Genomic DNA, 14,249 nt, shown 5'->3' with positions numbered 1-14,249 from the left:
TCCAGTTAATACCCAACAAGGAAAAGGCTCATGGCGCACATTCGTAGTCGCAAACACTCGCACGCTTCACATTTGCTGGCCCTGGTTGCCGCGGCCCTGCCGGCCGCCGGCAACGCTCAGGAGAGCGAGACCTCCTTGCCGGCAATGACCGTCAAGGCCGCTGCCGACGTGCCGTACAAGGCCGACAACGCCGCATCGACCAAATTCACCGCGCCGCTGCTTGACACGCCGAAGACGGTGACGGTGATCACCCAGGAAGTCCTCAAGCAAACCAATGCCGCGTCGCTGCAAGAGGCGCTGCGCACGACGCCGGGGATCACCTTCGGGATGGGCGAAGGCGGTACACCGGAAGGCGATAGCCCGGTCATTCGCGGCTTCAGTGCCCAGGCCAATACCTTCATCGACGGTCTGCGCGATCCGAGTTCGCAGTCGCGCAACATGTTCGCCATCGAGCAGATCGATATTTCGAAGGGCGCTGATTCGGCGTTCAGCGGTGGCGGCGCGGTCGGCGGCAGCATCAACCTGACGACCAAGAATGCCCGCCTGGGCAGTTTCAACGAAGCCTCGATCGGCCTGGGGACCGACAAATACGTTCGCGCCACGGCCGACCTGAATCAACAGCTGACCGACAATGCCGCGGTCCGGATCAATCTGCTCAAGGAAACCGGCGATGTGGCCGGCCGCAATGAAGTGGATTACGACCATCTCGGCGTCAATATCTCCGCGGCGCTCGGCCTGGGCGGCCCGACCCGGGCGACGGTCGGTTTCTACCACTATGAAACCGATGACATGCCGGACTATGGGCATCCCTACAACAACCCTTATGCCGCGACCAATCCGCGCTCGGTGTTCAATGGCGACGGCGGTCCGCTCAAGGTCGATCGCGACAACTTCTACGGCCTGACATCCCGCGATTTTCGCAAGACGGAAGTCGATAGCGGCACCCTGAAAATCGAGCACGACATCAACAGCAAGTGGACCATCCGCAATGCGACGCGCTTTACCAAGTCGCTGAACGATTACGTGGTAACCAATCCCGGCGATTCCAACGGGCTCAACATCTCCAATACCAGCACCGGGACCGACGGCCTTGCCGGAACGGCCATTCGACCGGGTTATCTGAATCGCAGCTCGAAGAATCGCCACTCAACGACCGAGGCTTTCGTCAATGCCACCGAACTTACCGGTGAATTCTTTACCGGCAGCGTCAAGCACAATATCGCAACCGGTTTCGAGCTGAGCCGTACCGAAACCGACAACCGCGGCTATCTGGTGACCGGTGCCAACATCGCCGGTCTGCAGGTCGCTGGTGCGCCGCTTGCCAGCATTTCCAATCCCGATCCGAACGCCGCCTGGAACGGCAATATCAGCCGTACGTCGGTCGGGGCGAAGATCGATACGACGAGCCGCGGCATCTACCTGTTCGATACCGCGACTCTGAGCAAGCAATGGCTGCTCAACCTGGGCCTGCGTTACGACCATTTCAGCAGTCGTTCGGACGGCTATTCGACGACGGGCTACACGGCGGGCAGCACGACCACCGTCTACGTCCCGGTCAATCTGCGCAGCGACAGCGGTTTTGCCAGCTATCAGGCCGGGCTGATCTACAAGCCCCTGGAAAACGGCAGTATTTACCTGAACTATGCGACCGCCGCCAATCCTTCCGGGGTAAGCGCCAGTGATGGCACGGACAACCTGGCGGTGACCAATCAGGATCTGGAACCGGAAAAAGTCAGGAACATCGAGCTGGGTACCAAGTGGAACCTGCTCGGCAACAAGCTTTCGCTGACCGCCGCGGTCTTCAAACTCGACAAGACCAATGCCAAGGTGGCGATCGATGCCAATACCTGGGCCACCGTCGGCAAGCAGGAAACCGAGGGCTACGAACTCGGCTTCGCCGGCGCATTGACCGACAAGTGGCAGGTCTTCGGCGGTTATACCCATCTGAAGAGCGAGCTGGTCGAAGTCGGCCCGCTGGCCGCCAACCAGGTCAACAAGGGCAAGCAGTTCCCGAACACGCCGGAAGACAGCTTCAGCCTGTGGAGTTCCTACAAGGTCCTGCCCAAGCTGACGCTGGGGGGCGGCGCCTATTACGTCTCGAAGGTCTACGGCAACACGGCCAACACCAAGTGGGTGCCTGAATACTGGCGCTACGATGCGATGGCCAGCTATGAAGTTGCCAGGAATTTCAGCCTGCGTCTGAATATCCAGAACCTGACCGACAAGACCTACTACGACCGCGCCTACACCACCCACATGGTCAGCGTGGCTCCGGGGCGCCAGGCGATCATGACCGCCAACTTCAAGTTCTAACCGGAGTTCACCGACCCGCCCGTCAATCGGGCGGGTTTTTCACGTTTACGGGGTTTGCCCGTTCTTAGGAGCTTTTGCCATGATGCTGCACATTCCGGAACTGCTGACGCGCGAGGAGGTGGCCGAATGCCGCCGGCTAATGGCAGCCGCCGAGTGGGTCGATGGACTGGCCACCGCCGGTGCCCAATCGGCCCAATGCAAGCGCAACCGGCAACTGCCGGAAGGCACGGCGACCATTGCCCGGCTGCGGGAAATCATGGTGACGGCACTGATGAAGAACAAATTGTTCTTTTCCGCAGTACTGCCCAAACAGATCTTGCCGCCCTATTTCAATCATTACGAAGGGGGCGGCTATTACGGCAATCACATCGACAACGCCATCCGATACGCCCACGGCAGCAGCGAGGGTGTGCGCACCGATGTTTCGACCACCATTTTCCTGGCCGATCCCGAGGAATACGAAGGCGGCGAGCTGATCGTCGAAGACACCTACGGCAGCCACGAAGTCAAACTGCCGGCCGGGGATGCCATCGTCTATCCATCAACCAGCCTGCACCGGGTCGAGCCGGTCACCAAGGGCGCCCGGATCGGGTCTTTTCTCTGGACGCAGAGCCTGGTGCGGACGGCCTGGCAGCGCGCCATGCTGTTCGAGCTCGACATGAACATTCTGAAGCTGCGCAGCCAGCTCGGCGATACGCCCGAGGTGGTGGCGCTGACCGGGCACTATCACAAGCTGTTGCAGCAATGGGCGGAGTGATGCCGTCTGCGGATCAGCCCCCGCTGCCGCCCGTCGACCGCATTCCGTCCGATGTCGTCGCGGCCGATGATTATCGGCAGGCGGCCCGCCGGCATCTCGATGACAACGCCTGGGCCTACCTGCAGGGCGGGGCGGCCGACGAACTGACGCTCGATGATAACGTCGAGGCATTTCGCCAGATCCGCCTGCTGCCCCAGCCGCTCAATGATGTCCGGGGCGGGCACACTCGCCTGAGGCTGTTCGGCCGCGACTATGCCCACCCGATCTTGCTGGCGCCGGTCGCCTATCAACGGCTCTTTCATCCGGCCGGCGAAATGGCCACGGTGCTCGGGGCCGGGGCGATGCAGGCGGGCATGGTGGTGAGCAGCCTGGCGACCTGCCGGCTCGAGGAGATCGCGGCCCAGGCCGAGGCGCCGCTGTGGTTCCAGCTCTACTGGCAAGGCAGCCGGGCAGCCTCGCTCGAACTGGTGCGGCGGGCCGAAGCGGCCGGCTACGCGGTGCTCGTGCTGACCGTCGATGCCGCCGTGTTCGGCGTGCGCAACCGCGAGCAGAGGGCCGATTTCGCGCTGCCTGCCGGGATCTCTGCGGTCAATCTGGCGGCCGCGGCAAACGCCGGGTTACCCGGTACGTCCGGGGCGAATGTCTTCGATCGCCTGATGACGACGGCGCCGCATTGGGACGATGTGGCCTGGCTGGTCGAGCACAGCCGCTTGCCGGTGGTGCTCAAGGGCATCCTCCACCCGCAGGATGCGCGGCGGGCGGTCGACGCTGGTGTCCAGGGCATCGTGGTCTCCAACCACGGCGGCCGGACGCTCGATACGACGCCGGCCAGCATCGACATTTTGCCGGCCATCAAGACCGTGGTCGGCGCCGATTTCCCGCTTCTGCTCGACGGCGGCATCCGGCGGGGCAGCGACATTTTCAAGGCTCTCGCGCTGGGCGCCTCGGCCGTTCTGGTCGGCCGCCCCTATGTGCACGCGCTGGCCACCGCCGGTGCGCTCGGTGTGGCGCATCTGCTGCGCCTGCTCCGCGAGGAACTGGAAATCACCATGGCGCTGTGCGGCGCCCGGGACCTGGCCGCGCTAGACGCGCAGTTCCTGCTCAATCCGCCGTAGTCGGGGCGCTGGCCCGCGGCGCCCATTTACACATTTGTTACCTTTGGCGGCAGCGAAAACAGGCGGTGTTTTGAGAAAATCCGGCGGCGCCCATGTCGGGCCCATCCCGATCAAGCCAGCCGCCGCCAGCCAGGGTATTGTCGTTCAATCCCCAGGAGCACTCAGCATGAGTATTCGTGCGTATAAAGATATTGGCGGCCTCATCGGCACCAGCCTGGCCCTGCTGGGCGCCGGCGGAGCACTCGCCCAGGACGCGGTGTTGTCGGAAGTGCTGGTTTCCGCCAAGTCGGAAGCCCAGGAAATCCGCCGCAATGCCTCGGCCGGCAAGCTGGTTTTCGACCGCGAGGAACTCGATACCCTCGATGCGGCGAGCGTCGGCGAACTGCTGCGCAAGCTGCCGGGCACCGGCATGTTTACTGACATGGACAGCGGGCCGCGTGGCCGTGGCCGTGGGCCGGACCGCAACATGCCGCAGATCCTCGTCGATGGCCAGCCGTTGCCGGGCGGCGACCGCAACCCGGCAACCGCGCTGCGCCTCCCTGTCGAGATGATCGAGCGCGTCGAGATCATCCGCAACAGCACGGCGGAATTCCCGGTACTCAATCCGGCCGGCGTGATCAACCTGGTCATGCGCGATGTGCCGCCCAAGGCGACGCGTGGGCTGAAGGTCGGCGTCGGCGCGGTCGGCGATGATCCCCAGTTTCGCCTCGAAGGGCAGTACGGCGAGCCGGACGGCGATTCGGGCTACCTGCTGTCCGGGGCCATCAACCGGCGGCCCGCTTCTGGCAAGCGCGAACTCGATGCGACAACTTACGGCGGCGGTATGTCGAACGGTCAGATCAGCGAATACTCGACGACGACCGGCAACGATACCAACATCACATTGTCGCCGCGGTTTTCCTGGAAATTCGCCGGTAACCAGCGGTTCACGCTGAGCCCTTTCTTCTCGCACACCGAAGATGAGCGGACGACCAAGGTTGCGCGCAGCACCAATGGGGTGTCGAGTAGCGATAACGAACGTGACGAAACCCGGCGGACGATGGGAAGGCTGGGTAGCGAATGGCGTCTGAGCGCCACCCAAGGGGCCGAGACGACGGCCAAATTCACCGTCCAGGGCGAGTCCGAAGCGGCCGACAAGCGTTCCGGAAAGTACGATTCGACCGGCGCGATGACCTCCTCGATTGCCGACCGCAGCGAACGGACCGAGACCGAATGGATCGGCGATTTGCGCACCAAGCACCTGTTCTTCGATGCCCACGTGGTGACGGTGGCCGGAGAGCTGCGCGGCAAGTCGAGCGAGGACACGCAACGGCGCAGCGGCAGCCAGACTTCTTCCAATGTCGCCACTCTCAAGGAAAACCGCCAGGTCGTCTGGGGGCAGGACGAATGGCAGATCTCCGAACGTCATCTGATGACGCCGGGGCTGCGCTGGACCTACCTGCAGACGCAGATCGACGACAGTAGTTCGGGGGAAATCGACCGCAAGTTCCGCGCCCTCGATCCCTCATTGCATTACCTGTGGCAGCTCACCGACCAGTGGAACCTGCGCGCCAGCATCGCCCGCAACAGCCGTGTGCCGTTCTCGCGCGAACTGCTGCCGGTGACGCGCCTGTCCAGCGGCACCAACTCGTCGAGCAACGCGGATCGCGGCGGCAACCCCAACCTCGCTCCCGAACGCCTGCGCAGCATCGAAGCCGGCGTCGAATATTTCCTCGACCAGCGGGCCGGGACGGTCGGACTGTCGGTTTTTCATCGCCAGGTGCAGAACTACACGCAGCGTTTGACCGAGCAGGAATCCGGCCGCTGGGTCGAACGTCCGTACAACGTCGGCGAGGCGGAATTGCGTGGCCTAGTCTTCGACTTCAAGAGCAAGATGATCGCACTCGGCTTGCCGGCGCTGACCGTGCGTGGCAACGCCGCCTACACCGATACCCGGATGCTGGACAAGGTCGAGGGCCTGGGCGCCGGCGAGGGGCCGCGCAAGAGTGCCAATGTCGGGGCAGACTACGAAATTTCTTCGCTGCGTCTGACCCTCGGCGGGAATTTCAACTACGTTTCCGCCCTCGATCGCGAGAGCAGCGCAACCGTCAAGCAGTTGCAGGGGGCGCGCCGGCAACTGGATCTGTATGCGCTGTACAAGATCGACCGGCAGGTCGCCTTGCGATTCTCGGCCCAGAACGTGACCAAGGAGGCGCGTCGCAACTACCTGACCGAGACCGACGGCAGCGGTGCCTTGTTGCGAACTGAAGATGGTTTCACGCCGGGGATGGCGAGCTATATGCTGACGCTCGAAGCGAAGTGGTAAAGGGCGGCAATCGGCGCGCGTAAAAAAGGGGGCAGCAGCCCCCTGATCGTCCATCCGATACGGTATTCAAGCCGCCTTGCGCATCACCTTGCCCGGCTTGCCCAGATCGGCGTGGGCTTCCTGCAGGCATTCGTGGGCGCACGAGGCACATCGTCCGCAATCGCGCGTTACCCCGAGATCGCGCCGCAAGTCCCTGAGCGTGCGCGCGCCACCTTCGGCGGCCTCGCGAATCTGGCGGTCGGTAACGGCCTGACAAACACAGACATACATGGATCGACTCCCTGGAGAAGGGTGGGCGTTCAAATGCGAACAGTTCCTATTTTATATAGATGAGAATGACTGTCAATAGCATCTCGGATTAATAACTGCGATTTATCCGACAGCCCTGAAAGTCCTGTCGGGGCTACTGACGGTGGCGGCGCAGCGAGGGGGCATCGCTGTCTGAGCGACGATCATGCCAACGGCAAAAAAATCAACGTCATTCAGCCAAATTGCGTAAAATGCCCGGCTACGCAATTGTCATTGATTGATGGCGTTTCGTTCTGTCAAACCTCAACTTTCAGGCGCTGACCTCATGCTCGAACCATTCACCTCCGAGACCCGTCTCTACAGCCTGACCTGGCGTGACGAAGCCGGGCCGGAGCTGCCGGTTGAAGCCTGGTGGGGCCAGGAAAGTCTCTCGGCCGGTTTTGAATACGGCATCGATCTGCTATCGACCGACGTCCATCTCGAACTCAAGCGCTTTATCGGTCGCGCCGTCAGCCTCGTCACCCGGCTTTCCGATGGCAGCACCAGCCCGCGCAGCGGCTACGTCCGCGCCGCCCTCAAGCTTGGTTCCGACGGCGGCTTCACCCGCTACCGCCTGATCGTCATACCCTGGCTGTGGTTGCTCAGCCGCGGCCGGCACAACCGGGTTTTCCAGAACTGCACGGTGATCGATATCGTCGAAGCCGTCTTCGCCGACTATGCCGACATCGCCGGCTGGCAGTGGTCCGACGATGTCGCACCGTTCATGGCCGACACACGGTCGCGCAGCTACTGCGTCCAGTACAACGAATCCGACTACGCCTTCGTCTCCCGCGTGCTCGCTGAAGAAGGCCTCGGCTGGGCAGCTGAAGAAGATCCAGCGGCACCCGGCGGCCATCGCATCCGCCTCTTCGCCGACAGCCAGCGTTTCCCGGAAGACGTGCTGTCGCAATCGGCTAACGGAGGCCAGGGCATCCGTTATCACCGGGCCGACTCGCAGGAAGATCAGGACGTCATCCTCGCCTTTGGCGAACACCGTCGACTCTTCAGCACCCTCGCCACCCAGCTCGGCTACGACTACAAAGCCAAGCGCAGCATCAGCACCAGCGTACCGACCGCCCAGACATACGGCAGCCCGCGCGCCCCGGTCCTCGAATCCTACGACGACAGCGGACTCTACGCCTTCGCCAACAGCGGCGAAGCAGAACGTTATGGCCGGCTTGCCATGGAAGCCCTCGAAGCCCGCTACCAGACCTGGCTCGGCCGGGGTACCGTGCGCAGCCTGCGCCCCGGCACCCGCCTCGACCTGCTCGGCCTGCCGAGCCAACCCGACGCCCCGAACGACGGCCCCGCCGGCTACGTCATCACCGAGGTCACCCACCTCGGCATCAACAACCTCACCGGCCAGTCCATCAGCGCCATCGCCAGCCGTCTCGGGCAAAGCCAACTGATCGACGACCCCCGCGCCCTGGCCACCGGCGACCTCATCGAGCCGCTGCGCGCCCCGGCGCGGCTGCCGGCCGAACTCCTCGAGCTGGCCAGCGAACGCGGCTACGCCAACCGCTTCGCCGCACTGCGCAACAAGACCCCGTGGCGCCCCCGTTTAGTAGACGACACCGGTGCCCGCCTCAACCCCCGGCCGACCGCGCCAGGACCGATGAGCGCCCTGGTCGTCGGGCCGAACGGCGAAACCGCCGCCAATGGCAGCGACGAGTTGTGGTGCGACGCCCTCGGTCGCGTCAAGATCCGCTTCCACTGGCAACAAGCCGAAGCATCAGATGACAGGGATTCCTGCTGGATCCGCGTCCTCAGCCGACAGGCCGGCCCGGGCATGGGCTGGCAATGGCTGCCGCGGATCGGTCAGGAAGTCCTTGTCGACTTCCTCGGTGGCGACATCGACCGCCCCTACCTGATGGGCGCCCTCTACAACGGCCAAGGCGAAGGCGGTATCGCCGCCACGCCGGGCGGTACTTCAGGCGAAAGCGACACCTCGGTCTTTGAACAAGCCAGCGACCAGCGCACCAGCGGCCAGGGCAACCTCGCCGGCGGCAACAGTCCGGCCTGGCACGGCGCCGCCGAAAGCAGCCACAACCATCCGTCCGCCCTGACCGGCTTCAAGAGCAAGGAATTCGGCGGTGCCGGTTTCAACCAGCTGGTCATGGACGACACCGACAACCAGCAACGCATCCAGCTCAAATCGACGCAACACAGCAGCGAACTCAACCTCGGCCATCTGGTTCACCAGGCCGATAACTACCGTGGCAGCTTCCGCGGCACCGGCACCGAACTCCGAACCGACGCCTACGGCGCGCTGCGCGCCGGCCGCGGTTTGATCATGAGCACCTGGCCCCATGGCACACCCGGCACCCCGGCCGGCGACATGGCCCCGGCCATGGCGCTGCTCAAACAAGCCGACACCCTGGCCCAAACCCTCAGCCAAGCCGCCGGCACTCACCAGACCGTCAAGCTCGCCAGCGCCATCGGCAGCATCGGGCAAAACAAAAGCACCATCGACGACAGCGCCGCACCGCTCAAGGCCCTGCACAAAGTGGCGAGCGGCATGGCGGACGCCAAGGATCAGAACGCCGCGCTCAGCGACGCCGACGCCAAGAACACCGCCACCGGCCAAAACAAAGTCCCCCACCTCACCGACCCGGCCATCATCCAGGCCGCCAAAGGCGACTTCGCCAGCGTCGCCGGCCAGAACCTGCAATATGCCAACGGCGAAACCACCACCTTCGAAAGCGGCGAAGACAGCAACTTCGCCATCGCCGGCAAGACCCGCATCCACAGCGGCCAGGCCATCGGCCTCTTGGCCGGGGCGATCAAGGCCGGCGACGGCAACACCGGCATCAAGCTAATCGCCGCCAAGGACGACCTCGAGCTGCAGGCGCAAAGCGACGAAATGAAGTTCCTGGCCAAGAAGGAGATGAAGCTGGTCAGTGCTAACGCGAATATTGACTTCGCGGCGGCGAAGAAGATCCACCTCGCAGTGGCCGGTGGGGCGAGCATCACGATTGATGGCGGGATTACGGTGCAGTGCCCGGGGACGATTACCGTGCATGCGAGCAAGAAGAGTTTTAGCGGACCGGAGAGCTCTCCTTTTGCCTTGCCAGAGATGCCTCGCGAGTCGATGTTGTTCGACGAAAAATTTCAGTTAACCGATACAGTGGGCGATCCACTAGCCAATATGCGACTAGAAATCATCAAGCCGGATGGCACCAAGACCCCTGTTGTTACCGATGCCCAAGGCATGATTCCGCTTCAGCAAGGCTTCAATATTGAAAAACTGACGATCCGTGTCCTTGGTCGAATTAGTAGTGGAGGTGCTCAATGAACGCTGTGCCGCCAAAGACTGAGCGCAATCAGTCAGCGCAAGTCGACAAGTCAGGGAAACCGACATTCGAGTGGACGCTTACCGGCTCGTCTTTGACCGATACGGTTCGCCTCATTGCTGGGCCATTCAATGTGCTTCCGGTTATTTTTGTGCCGGGCATCATGGGTTCTAATTTGAAAGCTAAAGCTGGCGGCACGCCAGTTTGGCGACTTGATACCGGCGTAGGCGGAATTCCTTGGGGGATGCTGAAAGGTTTTGCCACGAAAGGCTCGGGACCGCGACAAAAACTACTTCACCCTGATCGTACTGTGGTTGATGACAGGGGGAAACTACCCAAGAATGGAAAATATTCGCAGTCGACCTACCGGGAGCGAGGTTGGGGCGAAGTTGGCGAAGGTTCTTACCATCAGTATCTTTTGTGGCTTGATGATCAACTTAACCCTGCAGAACGTAATCCGGCCTTGTGGCAAGAGTATTTCCAGGCCGAGGCAACAATATCGGCGCCATCGAAAGCTGGTGACAAACCCAAGCTATTTCCCGGCATCAAAATGGGGATGCCGGACGAGCCCTTCGGTGCAGAGAAGGCGCCGTTTCAGTCCATCACGACCGACGATCTGATGGCCCGTGCCAAGTTCTTGATGCCAGTTTATGCCTGCGGCTACAACTGGCTGGACAGTAACGCTATGGCCGCACTACGTTTGCAGGATCGCATCCTTAAACTGATCAAGAGCTACAACAAAGGTCAATACCGCTGTGATCAGGTTGTATTGGTCACTCATTCGATGGGGGGGCTGGTGGCCAGGGCTTGTGCACAACTTGATGATATGGCGGGAAAAATTGCCGGTGTTGTGCATGGTGTGATGCCTACGACCGGTGCAGCAGTCGCTTACAGGCGTTGCAAGGTCGGAATGCGAGATGAGGATTTTGGGGCCGGTCTGGTCATCGGCAGTACCGGCCAAGAGGTTACAGCCGTCTTTGCTCAGGCTCCCGGCGCGTTGCAACTACTGCCATCGCAAACCTACGCATCGGAGTGGCTAAAAGTTCTCGACGACAAAGGGCAAAACCAACTCAGCCTGCCCAAAGGCGGAGAGTCGTCTTACAGCGCCATTTATCGAGAGCGAAAACAATGGTGGGGATTAGTTAACGAAGCTTGGCTGTCTCCGAGCGAAGGAGCACCGATTGAATGGATGGATTTTGAAGTCAACATTGCCGATGCTGAAAGATTTCATCAAGATTTGATCGCCAAATTTCATCCAGCAACCTACGTTTTCTATGGTGCCGACAAGAAACAGAAGAGTTTTGAGAAAGTGACCTGGCGCATGCGCCAAGGGATTGCCCCAGATAAACGGCAACGACAAAGCCCAAAAGACGTCACAGGACTCGGGCATGGTGCACTACGTGAAGAAGGTGGCACTCCCGCCTATGTCGGCGGAAAAACAGAAGTCATTCCATCCTTCGGTATGGGAATGGCTAGCACTTACGAGAGCAGCTATTGGGAACTGCATTGTGAACTGCAGGATGGTGCGGGCGATGGGACCGTTCCATGCAGTTCCGGTGCTTCGCCTCTGGCACAAGGTGGCGGGAGTATCCGGCAGCAGTTCAAATTAGCTGGTTTTGGTCACGAACCCGCCTATCACGACTTGAAGGCCCAGCACACCACCTTGTATGCCATCAATAAACTGGCAGGCATTGCAAAACGCCCAGCATGATGCGCCAGCTTTCCAGGAAAACCATCGTGATTATTGCGACCTTGATGGTCGCAATTTTGAGTTACCTATACTTTGTTCAGGAAAAAATTGTGAGCGATCCCGCAACTTTGCCGCCAATGCGCACCCACTGTGTAGGACGCTATTTGATTGATCTGCCTGAAGACTTTGCGCTTACCATCGGCAGCGAACTTCAGCTTTACTATGGGCTAGGCAAGGATTTTGAGCGGGTCCAGATTGAGCTTTCTCGACTAAATGGCGAAAAGCCGACATTTCAGCAACTAGTCCGGCAAAGAGTTGGAGAGTTGCAGGCGATGCCAAACGCAAAGTCTCAGTCTCGAAACATGCTGGCCGAACTCAAAGCAATCGACGAAACCATGACGCTTGTGAGTGCATATAAAAGTCCTAGCCTGCTTGAATCTTTCAGGTTGCATCTGTTTGCCCAACGGGGCGAAGCCGTAGTCCGCTACGAGAATTTTAAGTACCACGTATCGGAAAAACCCATTGAATATTTTGAGCGTCAATTACTCAAAGTTGCACAGGAAACCACCTACACTCCGGCATCAACGGGTGCTCAAGGCGGTACTTGTATGGGTACCACCACCATCAATGCAGGTCAGAATGGAGAGGTTTTTACGCTAGCCTTTCGCAGCAAGGCACACTCTGACGTCCTCATCACCATTGACATGAACTCGCTCCCGGAAAAGGGGGATGGTGGCTTACTGAAGCGGGTGGATGGCAAGGCAGATATGCTGACGAAGCTCGGTGTCAGTTCAACTACTTTACGCCGTGGAAAAACCACTATCAGCGGACGCCCTGCCGAAGAATTACTTGATCAAGGCAAAGATAACGACAAGATCGTTAGATTGTTTTCAGCTGAAACGCTCATTACGGAACCGTCAACCCTGGTCAAGCCAGTTCTTGCTGTAAGTATGTCTATGGGCGGGCAAATCGATGGTGGGCCCTACGTCGACGCTTCTCTATCGAGGGATGAAGCACTCGCATGGTGGGATGCCATCATCAGCAGTATCCGAATGCGCTAATCCGTCGATGCCTGTTGATAGCGAGTCATCGCCGCATCTTCCGACTCGCGCAGACGTTAAAAAGCCACGGCATAAAACCGTGGCTTTTTGATTTGTTCGGCAACCCGTGGAAGGTCAGTCGCCGCCTGGTTCCATGTGGGCCTGCAGGTAGTTCGGCAGGGTTACGTTTTCGATCAGGCTTTGCTGGGTTTCCAGCCAGTCGATGGCTTCTTCGCTGTGTTCGAGCAGGTCTTCGAGCAGGTCGCGGCTGACGTAGTCCTGTAGTTCCTCGCACAGGGCGATCGATTCGATCAGTAGCGGGCGCTGGATTTCACGCTCATATTTGAGGTCGCCGGCCAGGCATTCGACGACGTTTTCGCCGATCAGCAGCTTGCCGAGGTTCTGCAGGTTGGGCAGGCCTTCGAGGAAGAGGACGCGTTCGATGACTTCGTCGGCTTCCTTCATGACGCGGATCGACTGCTTGTACTGATAGTCGTTGAGTTTTTCCAGGCCCCAATTGCGGAACATCCGGGCGTGCAGGAAATACTGGTTGATCGAGGTCAGTTCGTTCTTCAGCACCTTGTTCAGGGCTTCGATGACTTTCTTGTCGCCTTTCATGCTCGCTCCTTAAGCTGGGCTGCCAGAGCCCATCTGGCTCTGCTGGTAGTTCGGCAAACCGACCAGTTCGATCAGCTTGAGCTGCTTTTCGAGGAAGTAGGCGTGGTCCATTTCGGTATCTTCGAGCTGCACGCCGAGCATGTCGCGGGTTACGTAATCCTGGGCCTTTTCACAGGCCGCCATGGCTTTCTTCAGTTCGCCATCCACCTTGTATTCGACGGCGAGGTCGGATTTCAGCATTTCCGGCACGTTCTTGCCGATCTTCAGGCCGTCACGCTTGCTGAGGTCCGGCTTACCTTCGAGGAACAGGATGCGCTGGATCAGTGCCCGGGCGTGCTGGCGTTCGTGGTCGGATTCGTGAATCGACTTCTGGGCCAACTCGTTGAGACCCATGTCGGCGTACATCTCGCCATGGATCAGGTACTGATCGACGGCGGTCAATTCGCCGGCCAGCAGGCCGTTGAGGATGTCGATGATTTTCTTGTCGCCCTTCATGGTGTTTCTCCGGAGTTCGTTGGAAACTGGCGGCTGGCTGGCGAAAAGCGGCTGGCTTGCCTCGGCGCCAATTCTAGGCGTTGGTTGTGTCCTTTTCCACCCAGATGTGACGTGCGACAGCATGTTCAAGGGCCAGTTCAACTTCATCGGCAAGGATCACCGTCATCGGCCGCTGCTGCAGCACCTTGAGCGGGCGATTCTCGGCCAGGCCGTAGGCGGTTAGTTGCTCGCGCTGGAGCGGGTCGATTTCCTCGCCGAAGGCCGCCAGACGGACTTCCGTGCCGGGCGGGATGAAGGCGAGGGGCAGGCGGGCTTCATGTTTCGGGCTCATGGGG

At 60.5% G+C, this 14,249-nt stretch carries 11 protein-coding genes; 7 read left to right on the top strand and 4 right to left on the bottom strand.

Features of this window, described 5'->3' with window-relative positions:
* Nucleotides 1-30 precede the first annotated feature (30 nt).
* From KI611_RS16340 to KI611_RS16325, 4 genes are all read left to right on the top strand, one after another.
* Nucleotides 31-2,313 (top strand): TonB-dependent receptor, encoded by a 2,283-nt coding sequence (locus tag KI611_RS16340; RefSeq protein ID WP_226416710.1) that lies wholly within the window; start codon nucleotides 31-33, stop codon nucleotides 2,311-2,313.
* Between the two features lie 79 nt (nucleotides 2,314-2,392).
* Complete coding sequence (locus tag KI611_RS16335; RefSeq protein ID WP_226416709.1) at nucleotides 2,393-3,070, top strand: Fe2+-dependent dioxygenase; 678 nt, start codon at nucleotides 2,393-2,395, stop codon at nucleotides 3,068-3,070.
* Nucleotides 3,070-4,185, top strand: coding sequence for an alpha-hydroxy acid oxidase (locus KI611_RS16330; RefSeq protein ID WP_226416708.1), 1,116 nt, complete (start codon nucleotides 3,070-3,072; stop codon nucleotides 4,183-4,185). Before KI611_RS16335 ends, KI611_RS16330 begins: the two co-directional genes overlap by 1 nt.
* A gap of 166 nt (nucleotides 4,186-4,351) precedes the next feature.
* Complete coding sequence (locus KI611_RS16325; protein ID WP_226416707.1) at nucleotides 4,352-6,490, top strand: TonB-dependent receptor plug domain-containing protein; 2,139 nt, start codon at nucleotides 4,352-4,354, stop codon at nucleotides 6,488-6,490.
* A 66-nt stretch (nucleotides 6,491-6,556) separates the two neighbouring features.
* On the opposite strand, the gene KI611_RS16320 is transcribed toward KI611_RS16325, so the two are convergent.
* Nucleotides 6,557-6,760, bottom strand: a complete 204-nt coding sequence (locus tag KI611_RS16320; RefSeq protein WP_226416706.1) for a (2Fe-2S)-binding protein — start codon at nucleotides 6,758-6,760, stop codon at nucleotides 6,557-6,559.
* A 304-nt stretch (nucleotides 6,761-7,064) separates the two neighbouring features.
* Between KI611_RS16320 and KI611_RS16315 the strand changes: the two genes are divergently transcribed.
* From KI611_RS16315 to KI611_RS16305, 3 genes are read left to right on the top strand one after another with little or no spacing between them, the layout of a single operon-like run.
* Nucleotides 7,065-10,073, top strand: coding sequence for a type VI secretion system Vgr family protein (locus KI611_RS16315; protein ID WP_226416705.1), 3,009 nt, complete (start codon nucleotides 7,065-7,067; stop codon nucleotides 10,071-10,073).
* Nucleotides 10,070-11,782, top strand: coding sequence for an esterase/lipase family protein (locus KI611_RS16310; protein WP_226416704.1), 1,713 nt, complete (start codon nucleotides 10,070-10,072; stop codon nucleotides 11,780-11,782). Before KI611_RS16315 ends, KI611_RS16310 begins: the two co-directional genes overlap by 4 nt.
* Entirely contained in the window at nucleotides 11,779-12,822 is a 1,044-nt protein-coding gene (locus KI611_RS16305) for a T6SS immunity protein Tli4 family protein (protein WP_226416703.1), read from the top strand. The genes KI611_RS16310 and KI611_RS16305 overlap by 4 nt, the downstream gene beginning before the upstream one ends.
* Nucleotides 12,823-12,936: 114 nt before the next feature.
* On the opposite strand, the gene bfr (KI611_RS16300) is transcribed toward KI611_RS16305, so the two are convergent.
* The 3 genes from bfr (KI611_RS16300) to KI611_RS16290 form a co-directional block, all read right to left on the bottom strand.
* A complete protein-coding gene (gene bfr, locus KI611_RS16300) occupies nucleotides 12,937-13,419 on the bottom strand; it encodes a bacterioferritin (RefSeq protein ID WP_226416702.1) in 483 nt (160 codons plus the stop codon).
* Between the two features lie 9 nt (nucleotides 13,420-13,428).
* Nucleotides 13,429-13,914, bottom strand: coding sequence for a bacterioferritin (gene bfr / locus KI611_RS16295; RefSeq protein ID WP_226416701.1), 486 nt, complete (start codon nucleotides 13,912-13,914; stop codon nucleotides 13,429-13,431).
* Nucleotides 13,915-13,987: 73 nt separating this feature from the next.
* Nucleotides 13,988-14,245, bottom strand: coding sequence for a ferrous iron transport protein A (locus KI611_RS16290; protein WP_226416700.1), 258 nt, complete (start codon nucleotides 14,243-14,245; stop codon nucleotides 13,988-13,990).
* Nucleotides 14,246-14,249: the final 4 nt, after the last annotated feature.

The sequence above is a fragment of the Dechloromonas denitrificans genome (assembly GCF_020510685.1).
In the GTDB taxonomy this organism is placed as follows: Bacteria; Pseudomonadota; Gammaproteobacteria; order Burkholderiales; family Rhodocyclaceae; genus Azonexus; species Azonexus denitrificans_A.
Note: the sequence above shows the minus strand (reverse complement) of the source record. Positions and strands in the feature narration are given on the sequence as shown.